General features: G+C 67.9%; 21 protein-coding genes. 10 read left to right on the plus strand and 11 right to left on the minus strand.

What is annotated here, in order from left to right:
* Positions 1 to 3: 3 nt before the first annotated feature.
* From LVJ59_RS15420 to LVJ59_RS15440, 5 genes are all read right to left on the minus strand, one after another.
* Positions 4 to 1,290 (minus strand): ABC transporter permease, encoded by a 1,287-nt coding sequence (locus tag LVJ59_RS15420; protein WP_374199087.1) that lies wholly within the window; start codon positions 1,288 to 1,290, stop codon positions 4 to 6.
* A complete protein-coding gene (locus tag LVJ59_RS15425) occupies positions 1,287 to 2,606 on the minus strand; it encodes an ABC transporter permease (protein WP_047523602.1) in 1,320 nt (439 codons plus the stop codon). Before LVJ59_RS15425 ends, LVJ59_RS15420 begins: the two co-directional genes overlap by 4 nt.
* Positions 2,603 to 4,117 carry an ABC transporter ATP-binding protein gene (locus tag LVJ59_RS15430; RefSeq protein WP_047523603.1) on the minus strand — a complete coding sequence of 505 codons (1,515 nt, stop codon included), beginning with the start codon at positions 4,115 to 4,117 and terminating at the stop codon, positions 2,603 to 2,605. Before LVJ59_RS15430 ends, LVJ59_RS15425 begins: the two co-directional genes overlap by 4 nt.
* A 107-nt stretch (positions 4,118 to 4,224) precedes the next feature.
* Positions 4,225 to 5,337: a BMP family protein gene (locus LVJ59_RS15435; protein ID WP_047523604.1), complete on the minus strand. Its 1,113-nt coding sequence runs from the start codon at positions 5,335 to 5,337 to the stop codon at positions 4,225 to 4,227.
* 160 nt (positions 5,338 to 5,497) lie between these two features.
* Positions 5,498 to 6,613, minus strand: coding sequence for a mannose-1-phosphate guanylyltransferase (locus LVJ59_RS15440; RefSeq protein ID WP_131492692.1), 1,116 nt, complete (start codon positions 6,611 to 6,613; stop codon positions 5,498 to 5,500).
* Positions 6,614 to 6,793: 180 nt separating this feature from the next.
* Here LVJ59_RS15440 and sdhC point away from each other — a divergent pair, with 180 nt between their 5' ends.
* The 6 genes from sdhC (at position 6,794) to LVJ59_RS15470 (ending at position 12,459) form a co-directional block, all read left to right on the plus strand.
* Positions 6,794 to 7,228 (plus strand): succinate dehydrogenase, cytochrome b556 subunit, encoded by a 435-nt coding sequence (sdhC, locus tag LVJ59_RS15445; RefSeq protein WP_308191517.1) that lies wholly within the window; start codon positions 6,794 to 6,796, stop codon positions 7,226 to 7,228.
* Complete coding sequence (locus tag LVJ59_RS15450; RefSeq protein WP_047523606.1) at positions 7,228 to 7,674, plus strand: succinate dehydrogenase hydrophobic membrane anchor subunit; 447 nt, start codon at positions 7,228 to 7,230, stop codon at positions 7,672 to 7,674. Before sdhC ends, LVJ59_RS15450 begins: the two co-directional genes overlap by 1 nt.
* Before the next feature lie 18 nt (positions 7,675 to 7,692).
* Positions 7,693 to 9,519: a succinate dehydrogenase flavoprotein subunit gene (sdhA, locus tag LVJ59_RS15455; RefSeq protein ID WP_047523607.1), complete on the plus strand. Its 1,827-nt coding sequence runs from the start codon at positions 7,693 to 7,695 to the stop codon at positions 9,517 to 9,519.
* A gap of 2 nt (positions 9,520 to 9,521) precedes the next feature.
* Positions 9,522 to 10,289, plus strand: a complete 768-nt coding sequence (locus tag LVJ59_RS15460) for a succinate dehydrogenase iron-sulfur subunit (protein WP_047523608.1) — start codon at positions 9,522 to 9,524, stop codon at positions 10,287 to 10,289.
* Between the two features lie 106 nt (positions 10,290 to 10,395).
* Positions 10,396 to 11,610 (plus strand): YihY/virulence factor BrkB family protein, encoded by a 1,215-nt coding sequence (locus LVJ59_RS15465; RefSeq protein ID WP_232763693.1) that lies wholly within the window; start codon positions 10,396 to 10,398, stop codon positions 11,608 to 11,610.
* 9 nt (positions 11,611 to 11,619) lie between these two features.
* Positions 11,620 to 12,459, plus strand: a complete 840-nt coding sequence (locus LVJ59_RS15470; protein ID WP_232763694.1) for an exodeoxyribonuclease III — start codon at positions 11,620 to 11,622, stop codon at positions 12,457 to 12,459.
* On the opposite strand, the gene LVJ59_RS15475 is transcribed toward LVJ59_RS15470, so the two are convergent.
* Complete coding sequence (locus LVJ59_RS15475) at positions 12,453 to 13,154, minus strand: DUF4166 domain-containing protein (protein ID WP_232763695.1); 702 nt, start codon at positions 13,152 to 13,154, stop codon at positions 12,453 to 12,455. The genes LVJ59_RS15470 and LVJ59_RS15475 overlap by 7 nt on opposite strands.
* A 45-nt stretch (positions 13,155 to 13,199) precedes the next feature.
* Here LVJ59_RS15475 and trpS point away from each other — a divergent pair, with 45 nt between their 5' ends.
* Both trpS and LVJ59_RS15485 read left to right on the plus strand, forming a co-directional pair.
* The gene (gene trpS / locus LVJ59_RS15480) at positions 13,200 to 14,204 is read left to right on the plus strand and encodes a tryptophan--tRNA ligase (protein WP_308191518.1); all 1,005 of its coding nucleotides are present in this window, start codon (positions 13,200 to 13,202) and stop codon (positions 14,202 to 14,204) included.
* A 20-nt stretch (positions 14,205 to 14,224) separates the two neighbouring features.
* The gene (locus LVJ59_RS15485) at positions 14,225 to 14,809 is read left to right on the plus strand and encodes a hypothetical protein (protein WP_232763696.1); all 585 of its coding nucleotides are present in this window, start codon (positions 14,225 to 14,227) and stop codon (positions 14,807 to 14,809) included.
* 27 nt (positions 14,810 to 14,836) lie between these two features.
* On the opposite strand, the gene pth is transcribed toward LVJ59_RS15485, so the two are convergent.
* Complete coding sequence (pth, locus tag LVJ59_RS15490; protein WP_232763697.1) at positions 14,837 to 15,418, minus strand: aminoacyl-tRNA hydrolase; 582 nt, start codon at positions 15,416 to 15,418, stop codon at positions 14,837 to 14,839.
* Between the two features lie 99 nt (positions 15,419 to 15,517).
* The gene (locus LVJ59_RS15495) at positions 15,518 to 16,126 is read right to left on the minus strand and encodes a 50S ribosomal protein L25/general stress protein Ctc (protein WP_232763698.1); all 609 of its coding nucleotides are present in this window, start codon (positions 16,124 to 16,126) and stop codon (positions 15,518 to 15,520) included.
* 221 nt (positions 16,127 to 16,347) lie between these two features.
* Between LVJ59_RS15495 and LVJ59_RS18010 the strand changes: the two genes are divergently transcribed.
* On the plus strand, positions 16,348 to 16,473 hold the full coding sequence (locus LVJ59_RS18010) for a hypothetical protein (protein WP_256534750.1): 126 nt from the start codon (positions 16,348 to 16,350) through the stop codon (positions 16,471 to 16,473).
* Here the strand turns inward: LVJ59_RS18010 and LVJ59_RS15500 are convergent.
* Both LVJ59_RS15500 and LVJ59_RS15505 read right to left on the minus strand, forming a co-directional pair.
* Positions 16,458 to 16,988 (minus strand): gluconokinase, encoded by a 531-nt coding sequence (locus LVJ59_RS15500; RefSeq protein WP_232763699.1) that lies wholly within the window; start codon positions 16,986 to 16,988, stop codon positions 16,458 to 16,460. The genes LVJ59_RS18010 and LVJ59_RS15500 overlap by 16 nt on opposite strands.
* Positions 16,985 to 18,043, minus strand: a complete 1,059-nt coding sequence (locus LVJ59_RS15505; protein WP_232763700.1) for a D-2-hydroxyacid dehydrogenase — start codon at positions 18,041 to 18,043, stop codon at positions 16,985 to 16,987. Before LVJ59_RS15505 ends, LVJ59_RS15500 begins: the two co-directional genes overlap by 4 nt.
* Positions 18,044 to 18,209: 166 nt before the next feature.
* On the opposite strand from LVJ59_RS15505, the gene gndA reads away from it, so the two are divergent.
* Complete coding sequence (gndA, locus tag LVJ59_RS15510) at positions 18,210 to 19,664, plus strand: NADP-dependent phosphogluconate dehydrogenase (protein WP_131492707.1); 1,455 nt, start codon at positions 18,210 to 18,212, stop codon at positions 19,662 to 19,664.
* 50 nt (positions 19,665 to 19,714) lie between these two features.
* Here the strand turns inward: gndA and LVJ59_RS15515 are convergent, their stop codons facing one another.
* Positions 19,715 to 20,965 carry an FAD-binding oxidoreductase gene (locus LVJ59_RS15515; protein ID WP_232763701.1) on the minus strand — a complete coding sequence of 417 codons (1,251 nt, stop codon included), beginning with the start codon at positions 20,963 to 20,965 and terminating at the stop codon, positions 19,715 to 19,717.
* Between the last annotated feature and the right edge of the window lie 17 nt (positions 20,966 to 20,982).

Raw genomic sequence — 20,982 nt, forward strand, 5'->3', positions numbered from 1 at the left:
GGGCTAGGACTTGATGTACGGCTTGCCGTCGGCGGCAGGGGCCTTGATCTGTCCGGCGAACCCGGCGACCGCGAGCAGAGTCACGACGTACGGCAGCATGAGCATGAACTCGCCGGGGATCGGCGTTTTCAGGATCGAGAGCAGGTTCTGCAGGTTCGTGGCGAAACCGAACAGCAGGGCCGCGAGCGTCGCACGGATGGGATCCCAGCGCCCGAAGATCACGGCCGCCAGGGCGATGAAGCCGAGACCCGCCGTCATCTCCTTACCGAACTGCGGCACCGAGACGAGGGTGAAGTACGCGCCACCCATGCCGGCGATCGCGCCGGCCAGCAGCACGTTCCAGAAGCGGGTCGGGTTCACCTTGATGCCGACGGTGTCAGCCGCCTGCGGGTGCTCTCCCACGGCGCGGACGCGCAGGCCCCACCGCGTGCGGTACAGCCCCCACGCGACGACGGCGACGGTCACGAACATCAGGTATCCGATGAAGGTCTGGTTGAATAGCACGGGTCCGATGATCGGGATGTCGCTCAGCAGCGGGATCTCCACTCGGGGGAACCGCACCGGGGTGTTCAGCGTCTCCTCGTTCGGTGCGAGGAGCGCGCCGTAGAGGAATCCGGTGAGACCCGTGACGAGCACGTTCAGCACCACACCGACGATGACCTGCTCGACGAGGTACTTGATGGCGAACGCGGCGAGCACGCTGGCCACCAGGACGCCACCGACCATCGCGCCGATCAGCCCGACGAACGGGTTGCCGGTGATGCTGGAGAGCAGCGCGGCGGAGAACGCCCCGAGGAGCAGCTGTCCTTCGATCGCCACGTTGACGACGCCGGCACGTTCGCCGATCACCCCGCCCAACGCACCGAACACGAGCGGCACCGACAGGGACACCGCTCCGAACAGCAGACTCGTGACGGGGACCAGTCCCCCGGCGGACGCCCAGACGAGGAACGCGAACACGGCGAGCACGCTGTAGGCGATGACCAGCCAGAGGGACGGCGGACGGTAGATCCAGGCTCGGAGGAACGCCCCGACCGTCAGAACCACCAGGATGCCGAACACGACCCAGAAGGTCGACGCCGTGGGCAAGGCGACATCCGGGAGCCCGAGCGCCGCCGAAGGGTCCGAGAGCCGGAACGTGCTGATGCCGTCGCGCGGCACGGTGAGGAACAGCAGGGCCAGCAGCGCGGTGGCGACGGCGAGGACGATCGGCGCCTTGAGGTGCCGCTCCTTGACGGTCTCGAGCTGGACGGCGCCGCCTGCGGACACGGTCTGTGTGAGCGACATCATGCGGCCACCGCCTTCTTCGCGGCCTTGGCTCTCGCCTTGGCGGCCTTCTCCGCATCGGTCTTCGGCAGGAAGAACACCGAGCGCAGCAGCGGCGGCGCAGCGATGAACAGCACCACGAGCGACTGCACCACGAGGACGATGTCGACCGGGATGTCCTGCGCCTGCATCGAGAACGAGCCCGCCTTGAGCGCGCCGAACAGGATGCCGGCCGCGAACGTGCCCCACGCGCGGCTGCGGCCCAGGAGCGCGACCGTGATCGCGTCGAACCCGATGCCGGCGTCGATGGTCTCGGTGACGCCCGTCGTGACCGCCCCCTGGATCTGGTTCATCCCGGCGAGGCCCGCGAGCCCCCCGGCGAACAGCATCGCGTACACGTAGACGCGCTGCACGCTGATACCCGCGGCGCGCGCGGCATGCGGGTTCTCCCCCACGGCGCGCATGCGCATGCCGAGCGAGGAGCGCTCGATGAGCCACCAGACGAAGAGCGTCGCCACGATCACGATCACGAAGCCGAGGTCCAGCAGCGGGAACTGCGGGCCCAGCAGCGTCGGGAACTGCGCACTCTCGGGCGTCGCCGAGCCGAGCGCCTGGTTCGTGCCCGGCTTCTGCAGCAGGCCCGGCGTGCGGATCATCCACAGCAGCAGGTAGTACGCGATGTAGTTGAGCATGATCGTCAGGATCACCTCGTGCGCACCGGTGCGCGCCTTGATGAGTCCTGCGATCGCACCCCAGAGCGCACCGCCCGCGATACCGGCGATGAGGGTGACCGGGATGTGCAGCCAGATCGGCAGGTCGAGCGAGAACGTGAACAGGGCCGCGACGGCGACACCGATGAGCATCTGACCGCGGGCACCGATGTTGAACAGCCCGACGCGGAACGCCAGAGCGACGCCGAGACCTGCGGCGATGAGCGGGGCGGCGAAGCCGAGGGTGTTGGTCAGCGGCCGGATCTGCGCCGCGAAGTCGGCACCCCTCGCGTTGAAGATCGCCCCGCGGAACAGCGCCTCGTAGCCGTTGTACACGGCGTTCCAGGCGGCGACGAAGGTGTCACCGGGCTGGGCGAAGAAGTAGACGGAGGCCGCCTGCACGTCTTCGTTGGTGACGGCGATGAGGATGCCGCCGACGATGAGCGCCAGCACGATCGCGAGGATCGTCGTCACGGCGTTGCCGCGGAGGATCTCCTTGAGGATGACGTTGCCGCGCGGAGGCGGCGGCACGTCGGACGGGTCGCGCGGAACCGTGCCGGTGCTCGTCGCGAGCTCCTGCGGCGGGATGCCCTTGGTCACATCTCCTGCGCCGGGTGTCGCTCCGCTCACGCGGCCACCTCCCCTTCGGCCGCTCCGGCCATCATGAGTCCGAGCGTCTCCCGGGGCGTGTCGCCGGGGACGATGCCGACGATCGTGCCGCGGTACATGACCGCGATCCGGTCGGCCAGAGCCGCGACCTCGTCGAGCTCCGTGGAGACGACGATCACCGGAATGCCGGCATCCCGCGTCTCGATGATCCGTTTGTGGATGAATTCGATCGAGCCGACGTCGACGCCGCGGGTCGGCTGCGCGGCGACGAGCAGCCGCAGGTCGCGGCTCATCTCACGGGCGATGACGACTTTCTGCTGGTTTCCGCCCGACAACGTGCCTGCCGCCGTCTCCGGCCCCTGGGTGCGGATGTCGTACTCGGTGATGCGCGCGCGGGCGAACTCGTCGAGCGCGGCGCGGCGGAGTGTGCCCGCGCGACTGAACGCAGGATCATCCGAGCGGTCCAGGATGAGGTTCTCGGCGACGGAGAAGCCGGCGACCAGGCCGTCCTCCGTGCGGTCCTCCGGCACGAACCCGACCCCCGCGTCGAGGATCGCACGCACGCTCCGGCCGACGAGCTCCTTGCCGTCGAGGGAGATGCTGCCTTCCACGCGGGCGGCGAGGCCGACGATGGCCTCCACCAGTTCCGTCTGGCCGTTGCCCTGGACACCCGCGATCGCGAGGACCTCGCCCGGGCGGACGGAGAAATCGATGCCGTCGACGACGATCGCGCCGGTGGGCGTGAGGATGCGCAGTCCCGAGACCTCGAGACCTCCTTCGCCGAGGCGCGGCGGATCCTTCTGAACCGTGAGCTCGACGGCCCTGCCCACCATGAGGGAGGCGAGTTCGGCGTTCGTCGCGGTGGGCGATGCCTCACCCACGACGCGTCCGAGCCGGACGATGGTGATCTTGTCGGCGACCTCGCGCACCTCGCGCAGCTTGTGCGTGATGAACACGATCGCCGTGCCCTCGTCGCGCAGCTGACGCATGATGTTCATCAGCTCGTCGGTCTCCTGCGGCGTCAGCACGGCGGTCGGCTCGTCGAACACGAGCACCTTCGCATCGCGCGAGAGCGCCTTGATGATCTCGACGCGCTGCTGCACACCGACGGGAAGGTCACCCACGAGCGCATCCGGGTCGATGTCGAATCCGAAGCGGGCCGCGACCGACCGCACGTGCTCTCGCGCCTTCGCGATGTCGAGCGTGCCGAGGGCTTTGGTCTGCTCGTGGCCGAGCATGACGTTCTCGGCGACCGTGAAGACGGGAACGAGCATGAAGTGCTGGTGGACCATGCCGATCCCCGCCGCCATCGCGTCACCGGGTCCGCGGAAGCGCTGCACCTCGTCATCGAGGAGGATCTCGCCCTCATCCGCCTGATACAGGCCGTAGAGGACGTTCATGAGCGTGGACTTGCCCGCGCCGTTCTCGCCGAGCAGCGCGTGGATCTCGCCGGGTTCGACCACCAGGTCGATGTGGTCGTTCGCCACGAGGCTGCCGAATCGCTTGGTGATGCCGCGAAGTTCGAGCTTCATATCTGCACCTTATCCAGAAGAGTCATCCAGGAGAATCATCGTCCGTCCACGGCACGGGGCGAGTGGCAGCCTGCTCACCACTCGCCCCGTGCTGGACCTGCGACGACTTACGGGGAGTTCTCGGACTCCACCGTGATGTCGCCCGCGATGATCTGCTTCTGCAGCTCGGCGAGTTCGTCGAGGAGCCCGTCGGGCAGCTGGGACTCGAAGTCACCGAAGCCGGAGAGCTTCACGCCCTCGTTCTCGAGCGTCCCCACGTACGGGGCCGGGTCGAAGTCGCCGGCGGCGGCCGCGATGGTCGCGTCCTTCACAGCGACGTCGATCGCCTTCATGATCGAGACCAGGGTGATGTCGGCGACGCTCGGGTCAGCCACGGCCAGGTCGCTGTCGACACCGAGCATCAGCGTGTCCTTGCCGCTGTCGGCGATCGCCGCTGCCGCGCTCTGGTAGACCGGGCCACCGACGGGCAGGATCACGTCGACGCCCTGGTCGAGCACGCCCTGAGCGGTCTGCTTGGCCGTGTCGTTCGCGTCGAAGCCGCCCGTGAACGAGCCCTTCTGCGTCGCGGCGTCCCAACCGAAGACCTGGACCGAAGCGGACTTGTCCTCGTTGTACTTCTCGACACCGAGCTGGTAGCCGTCCATGAACACGGCGACGGACGGGATCTGCATCCCGCCGAAGGTGCCGACCTTGTTCACGCCGCTCTGCGCCGACCAGGCGGCCGAGGCGTAGCCACCGAGGTAGGCGGCCTGAGCCGTGTCGAAGACCAGCGGCTTGATGTTCGGGGCGTCGACGTTGCCGTCGAAGTCGTTGTCGGCCCAGTCGTCGATGATCGCGTAGTCGATCTCGGGGTTCGCGAGGGCGGACTCGACGGTCGCAGCCGACAGCTTGAAGCCGACCGAGACGATGAGCGAGCAGCCCTCGGAGACCGCGGTCTCGAGATTGGGCGCGTAGTCGTTGTCGTTCGCCGACTCGAACTCGAGCGGCTTGATGTCCAGCTCTTCGGCGGCGGCGTCCATGCCTTCCTTCGCGGACTGGTTGAACGACTTGTCGTTCCATCCGCCGGCGTCGGAGATGAGGCACGGGAGGAAGTCGGAGTCAACCGGCTTCTCGGAACCCGACCCGCTGTCGGTCGGGGCCTGGCCGCAGCCGGCGAGTGCGAAGATGACGCCCGCGGCGACCGTCGCGCCGAGCAGCTTCTTGGTGGTGGAGATGGTCAACTGATGCCTCCCTCAACGAACCCGCGGCCATCGCGGATCGATCAAAGTTACCTACTGTTTCAGCTTTTGAACACGCTCGCGCCGCATGTGCTGGCCAAAGGTTACAAAGCTGAAATCAACCCACCGGATGAGCGTGGGATCATGCTCATCGGCGCACGCCTCAGAGCACGTCCCCCCGGCCGGTGAGCTTGAGTGACTCGACGACGCCCTTCACCCGCTGGGCATGCTCGACCGTCGTGACGAGCAAGGCGTCGGGGGTGTCGACCACGACGATGTCCTGGACACCCACCAGGCTGATCACCCGCGACGTCTGACTGACCAGGATCCCGCTCGCCCCGTCCGTGAGCACACGTGCGTTCGGCCCCAGGACGGCGAGGTCGTTCTTGCGTCCGTTGTTGATGAGCTTGGTCAGCGAGGCGAAGTCGCCGACGTCGTCCCAGTCGAAGTGCCCCGGGACGACCGCGAGGTGTCCTCGGCGAGCGGCCGGCTCGGCGACGGCGTAATCGATCGCGATCTTCTTGAGGCGCGGCCAGATTCGATCCACCGCGGGTCCGCGCCGATCGCGATCGTCCCAGGCCTCGGCGAGTTCGAGCAGGCCGGCATGCAGTTCCGGCTCATTCGCCGCGATCTCGTCGAGCAGCACGCTCGCCTTCGCGATGAACATGCCGGCGTTCCAGAGGTAGCCCCTGTCCGCCAGGTACGCCTTCGCCGTGTCCAGGTCGGGCTTCTCGACGAAGCTCTCCACGAGCGCGGCCTCCCTGGCGCCCTCGACCACGAGCTCCGGGCCCTTCTTGATGTAGCCGAAGCCGATCGCGGGTTCCGTCGGTGTGATGCCGATCGTGCAGATGTAGCCTTCGCGGGCGACCTCGACGGCGTCGCGGACGGCGAACTCGAACACCCGGGTGCTGCGGATCACATGATCCGCGCTGAACGACCCGACGATCACGTCGGGCTCGCGGCGATGCAGGATCGCGGCAGCCAGTCCGATCGCCGCTGCCGACTCCCGCGGCTCCGACTCCAGGAAGACGTTCAGATCGGCGATGCCCGGCAGCTCCGCCTCGACCGCAGCGCGATGGGCGCGTCCGGTGACGACGGCGATCCGGTCCGGCCCGGTGAGCGGCTCCAGGCGATCCCAGGTGTCGCGGAGCAGGGAGTGCCCGGATCCTGTCAGGTCGTGCAGGAACTTCGGCGCATCCGCGCGGGAAAGCGGCCACAGCCGACTGCCGATGCCGCCGGCGGGAATGACGGCATAGAAATCCTCGATGGTCTCGCTCACCCTGCCAGGGTACCCGCGGCCTCCTGAGCCGTTGCGGACACTTAGGCTCGCCTTCGTCGCTCCCCGTGTTCGGACAGGAATAGGATGGACAGCGATCGGGCGTGCCTGCCACTTCGACGAGCACACACTTGAACGAGAGCAGCGCACGCGACCGACGCACATCGATCAGGGAGGACGACCGTGTCCACGAGCGCGCGCTTGACACCGTCGATTTCGGAAACCACGTCAAAGACCCCCCGCGGCACCCTCTATCGGGGACGCGAAGGCATGTGGTCGTGGGTGCTTCACCGCATCACCGGAGTCGCCATCTTCTTCTTCCTTTTGGTGCACGTGCTCGACACGGCACTCATCAGGGTGTCGCCGGAGGCGTACAACGCCGTCATCGGCACCTACAAGAACCCCATCATGGCGCTCGGTGAGGTCGTGCTCGTCGCGGGCATCGTCTTCCACGCCATGAACGGGCTGCGCATCATCGCCGTCGACTTCTGGTCGAAGGGTGCGAAGTACCAGCGCCAGCTCTTCTGGGGCGTGCTGCTGGTGTGGGGCATCATCATGGCCGGCTTCGTGCCCCGCCACCTGATCCTCGCATTCGCCGGGTTCGGAGGAGGACACTGATGTCTGCACAGACCGTCGCCGCCCCGGTGCGCCGTCGCCGCGGAGTGAACCTCGAGAAGTGGGGCTGGGTCTTCATGCGCGCGTCGGGCATCGTGCTCGTCGTCCTGATCTTCGGCCACCTCTTCGTCAACCTCATGCTTGGCGAGGGCATCCACGCCCTCGATTTCGCGTTCATCGCCGGCAAGTTCGCCACGCCGTTCTGGCAGTGGTGGGACGTCCTGATGCTGTGGCTCGCGCTCATCCACGGCGCGAACGGCATGCGCACGATCGTGAACGACTACGTCACGAACACCACCGCTCGTAAGGCGCTTACCTGGGCGCTCGGCCTCGCCGCCGGTCTGCTCATCATCCTCGGCACGCTCGTGGTCTTCACGTTCGACCCGTGCCTGGGAGTGACCGAGGACAGCGTCCTGTGGTCCGAGTGCGCCGCACTGGTCGGGAACTGAGAAGAAGGCTAAGAAGAAGTGACTACCGAGACGCAGGATTCCGTCGTCCGTGACGGCGTGCACTACCACCAGTTCGACATCGTGATCGTCGGCGCCGGCGGCGCCGGGATGCGTGCGGCCATCGAGGCCGGACCCGGCGCGAAGACCGCGGTGATCTCCAAGCTGTACCCCACGCGTTCGCACACCGGTGCGGCGCAGGGCGGTATGGCCGCGGCGCTCGCCAACGTCGAGGAGGACTCCTGGGAGTGGCACACCTTCGACACGGTCAAGGGCGGCGACTACCTTGTCGACCAGGATGCCGCGGAGATCCTCGCGAAGGAGGCCATCGACGCGGTCATCGACCTCGAGAACATGGGTCTCCCCTTCAACCGCACGCCCGAGGGCAAGATCGACCAGCGACGCTTCGGCGGACACACGGCCGAGCACGGCAAGACCCCGGTCCGCCGCGCCTGCTACGCCGCAGACCGCACGGGCCACATGATCCTGCAGACGCTGTTCCAGAACTGTGTCAAGCTCGGCATCAACTTCTTCAACGAGTTCTATGTCCTCGACCTGCTGACGGTGAAGGACGCCGACGGGAACACCCAGGTCGCGGGAGTCGTCTCCTACGACCTCGCGACCGGCGAACTGCACGTGTTCCAGGCCAAGGCCGTCATCTTCGCGACCGGCGGGTTCGGCAAGATCTTCAAGACGACGTCCAACGCGCACACCCTCACGGGCGACGGCGTCGGCATCGTCTGGCGCAAGGGCCTCCCCCTCGAGGACCTCGAGTTCTTCCAGTTCCACCCGACCGGTCTCGCCGGCCTCGGCATCCTCCTCACCGAGGGCGCACGAGGAGAGGGTGCGATCCTGCGCAACGCCTCGGGCGAGCGCTTCATGGAGCGCTACGCCCCCACCATCAAGGACCTCGCTCCTCGTGACATCGTCGCGCGCTGCATGGTGCAGGAGGTCCTCGACGGCCGTGGCGCCGGCCCCCACAAGGACTACGTGCTGCTCGACTGCACGCACCTGGGCGCCGAGGTCCTCGAGACCAAGCTGCCCGACATCACCGAGTTCGCCCGCACGTACCTGGGCGTCGACCCGGTCGTCGAGCCCGTGCCCGTCATGCCGACCGCGCACTACGCCATGGGCGGCATCCCGACGAACAACGACGGCGAGGTCCTCGCGGACAACACCACCGTCGTCCCCGGTCTCTACGCGGCCGGCGAATGCGCGTGCGTCTCGGTGCACGGCGCCAACCGCCTCGGCACCAACTCGCTGCTCGACATCAACGTGTTCGGCAAGCGTGCGGGTCGCAACGCGGTCGAGTACGTCAAGACCGCCGAGTTCGTGCCGCTCCCCGAGAACCCCGCGGGATTCGTCTCGGGCATGCTCGAGGATCTGCGCAACAACCAGGGCACCGAGCGCATCGCCGTACTCCGCAAGACGCTCCAGGACGAGATGGACAAGGGCGCGCAGGTCTTCCGCACGCACGAGTCCCTCCAGCACGTGCTCGGTGTCATCGCCGAGCTGCGCGAGCGATACAAGAACGTGCACGTCGACGACAAGGGCAAGCGTTTCAACACCGACCTCCTCGAGGCCGTGGAGCTCGGCTTCCTGCTCGACATCGCCGAGGTCGTCGTCTACGCCGCGCAGAACCGCGAGGAGAGCCGCGGCGGCCACATGCGCGACGACTTCCCGAAGCGCAACGACGACAAGTACATGAAGCACACCATGGCGTACCTGACCGGCGACCCGCACTCCTCCACGCCGAGCGATCACATCAAGCTCGACTGGAAGCCGGTGGTGTTCACGAAGAACGAGCAGGGCGAGTTCAACTACCCGCCGATGGAGAGGAAGTACTGAGCATGTCGACTGCCATCGCAGAAGCACCTGCCGACACGACCGAAGAGACCGCCATCCAGTCCTTCATCGTCACCTTCAACATCCGCAGGTTCGACCCCGAGGTCGACGCCGAGCCGCACTGGGTCGACTACGACGTGGAGCTGTACTCCACCGACCGCGTGCTCGACGCCCTGCACAAGATCAAGTGGGAGGTCGACGGTTCGCTGACCTTCCGCCGCTCCTGCGCGCACGGTATCTGCGGCTCCGACGCCATGCGCATCAACGGCCGCAACCGCCTCGCCTGCAAGACGCTGATCAAGGACCTCGACATCTCGAAGCCGATCTACGTCGAGGCCATCAAGGGTCTGCCGCTGGAGAAGGACCTCGTCGTCGACATGGAGCCGTTCTTCGCGTCGTACCGCGAGGTCCAGCCGTTCCTGGTCGCCAGCTCGGTGCCGGAGAAGGGCAAGGAGCGCGTCCAGTCCATCGCCGATCGCGAGATCTTCGACGACACCACCAAGTGCATCCTGTGCGCCGCGTGCACCTCGTCGTGCCCCGTTTTCTGGACCGACGGGCAGTACTTCGGCCCCGCAGCGATCGTGAACGCCCACCGGTTCATCTTCGACTCGCGCGATGACAACGCCGCTGTGCGCCTCGACATCCTCAACGACAAGGAGGGCGTCTGGCGCTGCCGCACGACCTTCAACTGCTCCGAGGCATGCCCCCGCGGCATCGAGGTCACCAAGGCAATCGCCGAGGTCAAGCAGGCGATCCTCCGCGGGCAGCCCTGACGCGCTGATTCAGACTCCTTCGAGAACAGGCGGTCCCCTTCCGGGGACCGCCTGTTCTCGCGTCGGCGCCTCTCTCCCGCCCCCCACGCTTGGATAGGGTGGGGATGTGTCTGAACCCGTTGACGCCGCGTCCGAGCCCGGTCGCCTCGATGCGGCCGTCGAACGCGCCACTGCGCTGACCCAGCGCACGCTCGCGCTCTTCCCCGTGCGGGTCTGGCGTCACTTCCTGCAGCACAACGGGTTCCTCCTCGCCGCGGGCGTGAGCTACCAGGCGCTGTTCGCCATCTTCGCGGCGATCTATCTCGCCTTCGCGATCGCCGGTCTCTGGCTCGGCGGCAGCGAGGACGCGGTCAACGGCCTGATCGCCATGATCAACAGCTACATCCCGAACCTGATCCTCCCCGAGGGACAGGGCGGTGTCGTCACCCCGGAGCAGGTGCAGGAGATCGCGGCGAGCACCACCGGAGTGCTGAGCGTCACCGGTCTGATCGCCCTCGGCACCGTGATCTGGACGGCGATCGGCTGGGTGACCTTCTCCCGCCGCGCGACCAGGGACATCTTCGGGCTGCCACCGGACCGCCGCAGCTACGTGATCCTGAAGGCGCGCGACCTGCTGGCTGCGCTGATCTTCGGCATCTCCCTGATCGTCGGCTCGCTCCTCAGCTCGGCCAGCGCCGCGGTGCTGAGCTGGCTGCTCAGCCTCCTCGGCTGGGACTCCGGATCGGACGGCCTCAACCTCGGCATCCGCATCGGCACGGTCATCGTGTCCTTCGCGCTCATGTCATCCGCGCTGGCGGCGATGGTGCGCTTCCTGACCGGAACGTCGCTGCGCTGGCGCACGATCTGGCCGGGCGCGCTCCTCGGCGGTGGCGCGATGACCATCCTCCAGTACGGGGCGGGATTCCTGCTGAGTTACACGCCCTCCAATCCCCTACTGGCCACGTTCGCCATCTTCATCGGTCTGCTGCTGTGGTTCCGCGTGAACGGGGTCGTCATGCTGGTGGCCTCCTCCTGGATCGCGGTCTCCGCGCAGGACCACGATCTCCCGCTCCTGCAGGAGACCGAGGCCGAACGTCGGATCGCGGAGTATCAGACCCTGCTGACGGCGGCGCGCATCCGGGTGCGGGAAGCGCACGCGGCCCGCCGCCAGGCGCCCTGGTACCGCGCCTGGGTGGCGAATCGGGCCGTGCGCGACGCCGAGGAGGAACTCGCCGACCTCGAAGCGTCCCCTCCCCCACCCGCGGCATCGACGACGCCGCTCGCGCAGCGTCTGCTGGCGGAGCTGAACCGGTCGGGAAGGGATGTCGGCGGCTCTCGTTAGGCTGGGAGCATGCCTCATCTGCGTATCGCCACGGTCAATGTCAACGGGATCCGAGCGGCGGCTCGCAACGGGATGAGCGGGTGGCTGGACGATGCCGGTGTCGACATCCTCACGCTCCAGGAGGTCCGCGGACAAGACGAGCACATCGAAGCCGCTCTCCCCGGCTGGTCGTTCGTGCACGACGAGGCGACAGCGAAGGGCCGTGCCGGGGTCGCGATCGCGAGCCGCGTTCCGGCTGTGGCTTCGCGCACCGCCTTCGGCCCGGAGGATTTCGACTCCAAGGGCCGCTGGATCGAAGCCGACTTCCTGATCGGCGACCGTCCGCTCACGGTGGTCAGCGCCTACGTCCATTCGGGCGAGGCCGACACCCCCAAGCAGGAGGAGAAGTGGAAGTTCCTCGACGCCTTCGGCACTCGGCTGGGCGAGCTCGGCGCCGACGGAGCACTCGCGCTCGTGACGGGAGACCTCAACGTCGGACACCGTGAACTCGACATCAAGAACTGGCGCGGCAACCGCAAGAAGGCCGGATTCCTCCCCCGCGAGCGCGCCTACTTCGACCGATTCCTCGGTGAAGCGGGAACCGAGGTCACCGGCGTCGACGGCACCGTGGGCCCGGGTCTCGGCTGGGTCGACGTCGGACGGAAGTTCCACGGCGAGGTCGACGGCCCGTACACCTGGTGGTCCATGCGCGGACAGGCGTTTGACAACGACTCCGGGTGGCGCATCGACTACCACCTGGCGACGCCGGCGCTCGCGGAGCGGGTCGAGACCTACCACGTCGCGCGCGCCGCAGCCTACGACCAGCGGTGGAGCGACCACGCGCCCGTCGTGGTCGACTACCGCTACTGATCCGAGCCTGACGCGGTACCGCCTGCGTAGCGGTACCACCCGTGATACTCCAGGACCGTACCGAGAACGGGGCTCGTCGCGCGCATGTCGATCGTGCGTCGACGGTGAGCCTCGTCCCACCCGTCGACGAGTTCGACATCGATCCGCAGGATTCCGCGAAGTGCGATCCGGTGTCCTCCCACCCGCAGTGCGACGGCGCGCGTGTTCATGCGCAGCGCGCCGTCGCCCGTGACCGAGCACTGCTCGAGCATCTGCACGCGGCCGCGGGCCCCCAAGGCGTTCTGCACGATGCCGGGACGCCCGGTCGCGAAGAGTCGATCCACGACGTGCTGTGTCGCGCCGGGGAAACGGAACTCGCGGACGGTGTCGAGCGTTGCGCGTCCGCCGTGCGATCGACCTGACACCGTCTCGATGCGGAACGGCACGTCGCGGGCGAACCGTGTCACGAGCAACCCCGGCCCGATCACCGGCGAGGCGAGACCGGCAAGGCGTCCGAACCTGCTCCCCGCGACCTCGAACAGGCCCTCCGCGCTGTCGTGAGTCGCTTCGACCCTCATCTGCGCGAGGAGCTCGGGATGGAGCCGCTGCGCGTCCTCCCCCAACGCCTCGAGAAACGCCGCGCCTCGTGCGTTCGCCCCTGCGAAGGGCACGGCACCTCTTCCTGTCGACCGCGCGGAAGGAGAAGGAGAGGCCATGCGGCCATCGTAGGCGCAGGGCACGCACCCCATAGGATTGATCCTGTGACGAAACCTCGCCTTTACTCCGGAATGCAGCCCTCCGCCGACTCCCTCCAGATCGGCAACTACATCGGCGCGCTGCTCCAGTGGCGAGATCTGCAGAACTCCTACGACGCCTACTTCTCGGTGGTCGACCTGCACGCCCTCACGGTCGCCCAGGACCCGGCCGAGCTCCGCGAGAAGACGCGCCGCACCGCTGCACAGTACATCGCGGCAGGCATCGAGCCTTCGCTGTCCACCCTGTATGTACAGTCGCACGTGCGCGCCCACGCCGAGCTCGCCTGGATCCTCAGCACGATCACCGGTTTCGGCGAGGCCGGCCGGATGACCCAGTTCAAGGACAAGTCGACCCGCTACGGCGCCGATGCGACGAGCGTCGGGCTCTTCACCTACCCGGTGCTGATGGCAGCCGACATCCTGCTCTACCAGACCGACGTCGTTCCGGTCGGCGACGACCAGAAGCAGCACGTCGAGCTCACGCGCGATCTGGCCGAGCGCTTCAACTCCCGCTTCGGCGCGACGTTCACGGTGCCCATGCCGGTCATCCAGAAGGAGACCGCCCGCATCTACGATCTGCAGAATCCGACGGCGAAGATGTCGAAGTCGGCGGAGAGCGATGCCGGTGTGCTGTGGATGCTCGACGACCCCGCGAAATCGGCGAAGAAGATCATGCGTGCGGTCACCGACAACGAGGGCTCCGTGCGCTTCGACCGGGAGAACAAGCCGGGCGTCTCGAACCTGCTCACGATCTATGCCGCACTCAGCGGGCGTCAGGTCGCATCGATCGAAGACGAGTACGCCGGTCGCGGCTACGGAGACTTCAAGAAGGGCCTCGCCGACGTCGTCGTCCAGGAGTTCGAGCCGGTGCGCGCGCGTGCCCTCGAGCTGCTCGACGATCCGGCGGAACTCGACCGCATCCTGGCGGAGAACGCCAGCCGCGCCGATGCCGTCGCCGACGCCACCCTGTCGGACGTCTACGACCGCGTGGGGCTGCTCCGTCGGGTCTGAGCCGCGCCTAGGATGGGGTCGTGACTGATCCACAGCTGCCACCTCCGGTACCGCCCGTGTACCCGGCTCCCGCCGCGTCCCCGGCACCGTCCGCATATCCGGCGTCTTCCGGGTATCCGGCGCCTTCGGGGTATCCGGCAGCGCCTCCTGGGGCCTACCAGGTGCCCGTCGGAGGCTATGCCGCACCCGCGGGGACGTACGCCGTCCCCGAGACCGCGCCGCGCCCGTCCGCCGTCCTCGGCGTCGTCGCCCTGGTCCTCTCGCTCGTCGCCGCGGTCGTGCCCGCGATCCTGGTGGGGATCAGCGCCTTCGAGATCGGACGCGTCCTTCCGCAAGGCGTCACGACCACGACTTCCGACGATCTCAGCCTGCTGTCCCCCGCACGGGATCAGGTGCTGTGGGCCGAGCTGTCTTTCTGGCTCGGAACGATCCTGGGCATCGCCGCGATCGTGCTCGGCATCATCGCGATCGCCAAGAAGAAGGGCAGGGGCGCCGGGATCGCGGCCCTCGTGGTCGCCGTGGTGGGCGCGGTCCTGTTCTTCATCGTGCTGGTCACGGCCCTCGCGGCCGGGAGCGCTGCAGGCTTCACCACGTATACGTCCTGACCCGGACCTCCGCGCGGTCTGAAGGTGTCAGCGCGGCGCGTGGTGCTTCTGTTGCGCCGCGAGCAGACCTTCGCCCACGAGCAGTTCGACCGCGTCAGCGGCGTCCGCGATGAGGATCGGCAGGTTCGGCCGCTCGTCCTTCCCGAACGGTGCCAGCACCCAGTCCGCGGGGTCCTGACGCCCGACCGGGCGCCCGATACCCACTCGCACGCGCGGGAAGTCGGCGGTGCCCAGAGCGCGCGTCACATCGCGAACGCCGTTGTGACCGCCATGCCCGCCCCCGGTCTTGAGCTTCACCGTGTCGAAGGGGATGTCGAGTTCATCGTGCACCACGACGACCTGCTCGGGGGGAACGGAGTAGAACCGGACCAACGCGGCCACCGGCGTGCCCGAGACGTTCATGAAGGTGTTCGGCTTGACGAGCACCAGCTTGTCCGCACCGGGGCGCAGCCAGGTCTCGACGACCCGCGCTCCGCCCTTGTGCTCGCGGAAGGTCTCGCCGCGCCGTGCCGCGAGCTCGTCCACGACCATCTGGCCGATGTTGTGCCGGGTCGTCTCGTATCGCGGCCCGGGATTGCCGAGCCCGACCACGAGCCAGGTGGATGCCATGTCCTCGTCCTCTCGATACCCGGGTGCAGGCCCCGGGTCAGGATACGACAGAGGGGACGCGATCGGATCGCGTCCCCTCTGTGATGAATCAGTCGGAGATCACTCCGCGGCGGCCTCTTCGGCCTCCTCGGCAGCGTCGGTCTCCTCCGCCGTCTCGTCCTCGGACGGAGCCGCGGGAACGGAGACGGCGACCACGAGGACCTCGGGGTCGGAGAGCAGCGTGGAGCCCTTGGGGAGCTTCACGTCGGCGGCGGTGATGTGCGCGCCCTCTTCCAGGCCCTCGACCGAGACCTCGATGTTCTGCGGGATGTGCGTGGCCTCGGCCTCGATCGACAGCGTGGTCGCGTCGAGGTTGACGATGGTGCCGGCAGCCGACTCACCCGTGACGACGATCGGAACGTCGATCGCGACCTTCTCGCCCTTCTTCACGACGAGCAGGTCGATGTGCTCGATGATCTGGTGCACCGGGTCGCGCTGGACGTCCTTGACCAGGGTGAGCTGGCTCTTGCCCTCGATGTCGAGCTCCAGCAGCGCGTTGGCGCGACGGATGATGAGCGAGACCTGGTGGCCGGGAAGGGCGACGTGCACGGGCTCGGTGCCGTGACCGTAGATGACGGCGGGGATCTTGCCGGCGGCGCGGAGGCGGCGGGCGAAGCCCTTGCCGAAGCTCTCGCGGAGCTCGGCCTGGACCTTGGTGTCTTCAGACATGGGGTTCTCCTTCGGGACACGCAGCGAAGGCGCCGCGCGGTGGTCTTGGATATTCGAACTCGCTGACGCAGGAGGAAAGCCACCGGGCTTGCTTCGCCGCGTCGATAACGGATGATCGCGCACGCGCAGAAGCATCCCTCGCCGAGGTACAGCCTCAATGGTACCGGATGACCCGATAGGCTGAGGACACCGGTCCTTTTCTGCAGAACACGGAGAACCCCATGCTCGACGGCGCCTTCCTTTCGCACGCACTCCTCTGGCTGATCGGCGCCATGACCGTGTGCGCCGTCGTGGGCAGCTTCGGCGCCCTCTTCGCCATGGGACGTTCGAGCTACCGCAAGGACTGATCGCGGGGCGCAGGCCCTTCTTCCCTCTGCACGGCTGCGGCGATGGCGGCGGAAGCCGTACGCACATCCGCCGAATCATCGACGCGGATGCCACCCTCATCGGCTTCAAGGGATTCGAGCGCCTCGAGCTGGGAGTCCAGGAGCGCCGCGGGCATGAAGTGGTCGGTACGCAGGCGCATGCGCTCCTCGAGCACCGCGCGTGCGATCGTGAGCTCCGCGAAGAAAGCGTCGGGCGCCTCGTCTCTGATGAGGTCTCGATAGGTGCGCCGGAGGGCCGAGCACGCGACGACGATCCGCTCCTCGCCACGCAGTGTCTCGCCGACGAGGCGAAGCCACGGCAGACGGTCATTGTCATCCAGCGCGATTCCCGCCGCCATCTTGCGGACGTTCGCCTCTGGATGCAGATCGTCTCCATCGACGAACCGTGCGCCGAGCGTCTGAGCGAGGAACGCGCCCACCGTCGACTTCCCCGAGCCACTGGGGCCCATCACGACGATGCGCATGCTCCCGCTCAATAGAACTCCTCCGTGTCGACCACCGACATCAGCGGTCGGCCGTCGAGCAGGCGCCCGGCGTTCTCCGCGAAGCGTCGCGCGATCCGCTCTTCTTCTTTCGCGCTGAGGGCCGCGGTGTGCGGGCTCACGAGCACGTTCGGGTGCGTCCACAGCGCAGACGTCTGGTCCAGCGGCTCCTGCTCGAAGACGTCGAGGGCGGCGAAGGCGACGCGACCGTCGTCGAGGGCTCCGAGCAGCGCGTCCTCGTCGATCACGGAGCCGCGCCCGACGTTGGCGATGATGGCTCCCGGCTTCACGGCGGCGAGCACCTCGGCACCGATCAGATGGTGGGTCTGAGCCGTTCCCGGGAGCGTGACGACGATCGCGTCCACCTCGGCCACCGCTTCGGTCAGTTCTTCCATCCGCACCAGGCGATCCACGCCCGCCACCGGCTCACCGGACCGCGTCGTCCCCCAGACCCTCGCGCCGAGCCCGTGGAAGCGCCGCGCGCACTCCGCACCGATGCCGCCGAGCCCGACCACCAGCACGATCATCTCGTCGAGCTGACGCATCTCCCAACGGTCCGGCCAGGTGCGCGTCCCCTGATCGGCGAGAAGTCGCGGGAGGTTCTTCGCTCCGGCCATCACGCCGAACACCGCGAACTCCGCGAGCGGGCCACCGTGCACGCCGGCGCTCGTGGTGAAGATGACGCGATCGAGCGCGTCCCGGTCGAGACCGGCGGCCTTCACGGTGGCACCGCCGCCCGCGGCAGTCGTCATGATCCAGCGCAGGCGCGTGTTCGCCGTCACGGTCCTCGCCAGTGCCTCCGCGTCCACGTCGGGGATTCCGAAGAGCGCATCGGCGGAATCGACCAGCTCGTCGAACGCCTGCTGCTGGCTCGGTGTCCGCGTGTACTCCGGATCTCCGGACCAGTCAGCGGGACCGCGCATCGGCGGAAGGAGTGCGTGATCGCTGATCACTTCGACGCGGGGCTCGATCTCCTCGATCAGTCGGCACAGGTCCTCCGGCAGCGGCACCGCCACGACCGCGCGCAGCTCTTTCTCGATCCCCGTCACGCTGGTCCTTTCCTCGGCGGCGTCGGCGGCCAGTTGAGGGCCTCCCGCGCACGCACCACGATCTCGCCTCCAGCGTAGACGCCTTGCACCGTGACACAGGTGAGCGCAGAGCGCCCGTACAGCGATACGCTGAATCCACCCCTTCTTCACGATCGAGGAGCCTTCTGTGCCCGAAGCATCAGCGAACATCGGAGTCGTCGGACTCGCCGTCATGGGATCGAACCTCGCCCGCAACCTCGCCAGTCGCGAGGGCAACACCGTGGCGATCTTCAACCGCAGCTACGAGAAGACCCAGACCCTCCTCGACGAGCACCCGGAGGCCGGCTTCGTCCCGGCCCGTACCTACCAGGAGTTCGCCGATTCACTGCAGAAGCCGCGCACCGCGATCATCATGGTCAAGGCCGGTGGCCCCACCGATGCCGTGATCGACGCGCTGGTCGAGGTCTTCGAGCCCGGCGACATCATCGTCGACGGCGGCAACGCCTACTTCCCCGACACGATCCGCCGGGAGAAGGCGGTCCGCGAGACCGGCATCAACTTCGTCGGCGCCGGCATCTCCGGTGGCGAGGAAGGGGCGCTCACCGGCCCCTCGATCATGCCCGGCGGCTCGGACGAGTCCTGGGTCACGCTCGGACCGATCCTGAAGTCGATCGCCGCGATCGCCGAGGGTGAGCCCTGCGTCACGCACATCGGACACGACGGTGCCGGCCACTTCGTCAAGATGGTGCACAACGGCATCGAGTACGCCGATATGCAGCTCATCGCCGAGGCCTACGACCTCATCCGTCGCGGCACCGGCAAGTCGCCCGCCGAGATCGCCGAGATCTTCGCCGAATGGAACAAGGGCGAGCTGGAGTCGTACCTGATCGAGATCACCGCCGAGGTGCTCCGTCAGGTCGACGCTTCCACCGGCAAGCCGCTCGTCGACGTGATCCTCGACCAGGCCGGGGCCAAGGGCACCGGAGCCTGGACCGTGCAGACCGCACTGTCCCTGGGCGTTCCCGTGTCGGGCATCGCCGAAGCGACGTTCGCCCGCTCCCTCTCCTCGCACCCCGAGCAGCGCGCCGTCGCCGGTGGACTCCCCGGCCCCGACGAGGAGTTCACGGTCTCGGATGAGGACACCGAGCAGTTCATCGAAGACGTGCGCCTGGCGCTCTACGCGTCGAAGATCGTCGCCTACTCGCAGGGCTTCGACGAGATCCGCGCGGGTGCGGCCGAGTACGGCTGGAACATCGACCTCGGCGCGATCTCGAAGATCTGGCGTGGCGGCTGCATCATCCGCGCCCAGTTCCTCAACCGCATCGCCGATGCCTATGCCGCGACTCCCGATCTGCCGGTGCTGATGACCGCACCGTACTTCGCCGAGGCGCTCGCGCGCGGCCAGGCGTCGTGGCGCCGTGTCGTCGTGACCGCGGCCCAGGCGGGCATCCCCGCACCGGCGTTCTCGTCGTCGCTGTCGTACTACGACGGCATCCGCGCCGACCGCCTCCCCGCGGCCCTCGTGCAGGGCCAGCGCGACTTCTTCGGCGCGCACACCTACAAGCGCATCGACAAGCCGGGCACCTTCCACACCCTGTGGTCGGGCGACCGCACCGAGATCGAAGCCGAAGACACGCACTGAGGCACGCCGTCGAAGGGCCGGGTACCGCAAGGTATCCGGCCCTTCGTGCGTCACACCGTGATGTTGTGGTTGCGGTGGAACAGGTTCTGCGGGTCCCACGCGGCCTTCGTGGCCCGCAACCGCGAGAGGGCGTGTTCCGAGAACATGCCGGAGACGGCCTGCGGCCTCTCGGTGTCGGCGAAGTTGCCGTACTCGGCCAGACGCCCCCGTTCGATCACACTCCAGTCCGCGTCGATCGCGGCACGGGTCTGGTCATCGATCAGACCGGGGATGTCGAAAGCGCCGGCGAGGACGAACCAGTTCGCCGCGCGGGCGGGGAACGCCGTGTCTTCCTGCGCGACGTCGCGGATGGCCCCGCCCAGAGATCGCAAGAACACGACCGATGCCGGATACGAACGACGGAAGGCCACCAGCTGCGCGATGAGCGCGTCGTCGAGTTCGGCGTAGAGACCGTTGCCCCCGATGAATCCGGGAGGCGCGGCGGGCTCCTCGCCCTCGGGGGCCGGCATCTCCAGCAGCACCTCCCGATATGCCGGCGTCGTGACTTCGGTCTGCACTCCGTCGAGGGCGGAGATCGGTTCCATCACGGCGCGCAGCCGGTCGGGCTCCGGCGCGGCCCACACCGCGCTCAGACGAGCACCCGCCGGCGCGCTCGGATCCATCGGCGGAACGTCCATGTAGGTGACCGTGAGTTCTCGAGGCGCGTCACGGAGCAGGTCTCGGGTGGCCTTCAGCACGGCGGCCTCGTCGCCATCGATGCGACTCTCCGAGAAGGCGATGCCGGGCAGCGGGTGGGCTACGAAATCGAAGCGGGTGACGACGCCGAAGTTCCCTCCGCCGCCGCGCAGAGCCCAGAACAGCTCCGGGTGCGCATCCGCCGAAGCCTCGACGACCTCCCCCGTCGCCGTGACGACCTGAGCCCCGATGAGCTGATCGACCGCCAGACCCCAGGCGCGCGCCATCCATCCGATGCCTCCGCCGAGCGTGAGTCCGCCGACTCCCACCGACGCGGTGTCGCCGGAGCTGAGGGCGAGACCGTGCGCGGCCAGCGTCGTCGCGACGTCACCCCAGACCGCGCCGCCACCGATGCGGACGGTGGAGCCGTCGACCTCGACCTGTGACAGCTCGCCGAGCTCGAGACGGATGCCCGCGGCAGGGCCGTGAGACCACGGGCCGTGCCCGCCCGAGACGACGGTCAAGGGCACGGCCTCGCGGGACGCCAGGCGCACGACCTCGGCGACCTCGGTGACGGTACGGGGGCGGTGGACGGAAGGGACAGCAGCAACAGAATCGTCGGCCATGCCGACACTGTAGTCAG

This window comes from Microbacterium sp. KKR3/1, assembly GCF_021272365.1.
Classification (GTDB): Bacteria; Actinomycetota; Actinomycetes; order Actinomycetales; family Microbacteriaceae; genus Microbacterium; species Microbacterium aurugineum.

Bases quoted from the DNA above. Each gene is read 5' to 3' on its own strand.
- LVJ59_RS15420 (WP_374199087.1), bottom strand. From the start codon at position 1,290: ATGATGTCGCTCACACAGACCGTGTCCGCAGGCGGCGCCGTCCAGCTC.
- LVJ59_RS15430 (WP_047523603.1), bottom strand. From the start codon at position 4,117: ATGAAGCTCGAACTTCGCGGCATCACCAAGCGATTCGGCAGCCTCGTG.
- LVJ59_RS15450 (WP_047523606.1), top strand. From the start codon at position 7,228: ATGTCTGCACAGACCGTCGCCGCCCCGGTGCGCCGTCGCCGCGGAGTG.
- LVJ59_RS15460 (WP_047523608.1), top strand. From the start codon at position 9,522: ATGTCGACTGCCATCGCAGAAGCACCTGCCGACACGACCGAAGAGACC.
- LVJ59_RS15470 (WP_232763694.1), top strand. From the start codon at position 11,620: ATGCCTCATCTGCGTATCGCCACGGTCAATGTCAACGGGATCCGAGCG.
- LVJ59_RS15475 (WP_232763695.1), bottom strand. From the start codon at position 13,154: ATGGCCTCTCCTTCTCCTTCCGCGCGGTCGACAGGAAGAGGTGCCGTG.
- pth (WP_232763697.1), bottom strand. From the start codon at position 15,418: ATGGCATCCACCTGGCTCGTGGTCGGGCTCGGCAATCCCGGGCCGCGA.
- LVJ59_RS15495 (WP_232763698.1), bottom strand. From the start codon at position 16,126: ATGTCTGAAGACACCAAGGTCCAGGCCGAGCTCCGCGAGAGCTTCGGC.
- LVJ59_RS18010 (WP_256534750.1), top strand. From the start codon at position 16,348: ATGCTCGACGGCGCCTTCCTTTCGCACGCACTCCTCTGGCTGATCGGC.
- LVJ59_RS15515 (WP_232763701.1), bottom strand. From the start codon at position 20,965: ATGGCCGACGATTCTGTTGCTGCTGTCCCTTCCGTCCACCGCCCCCGT.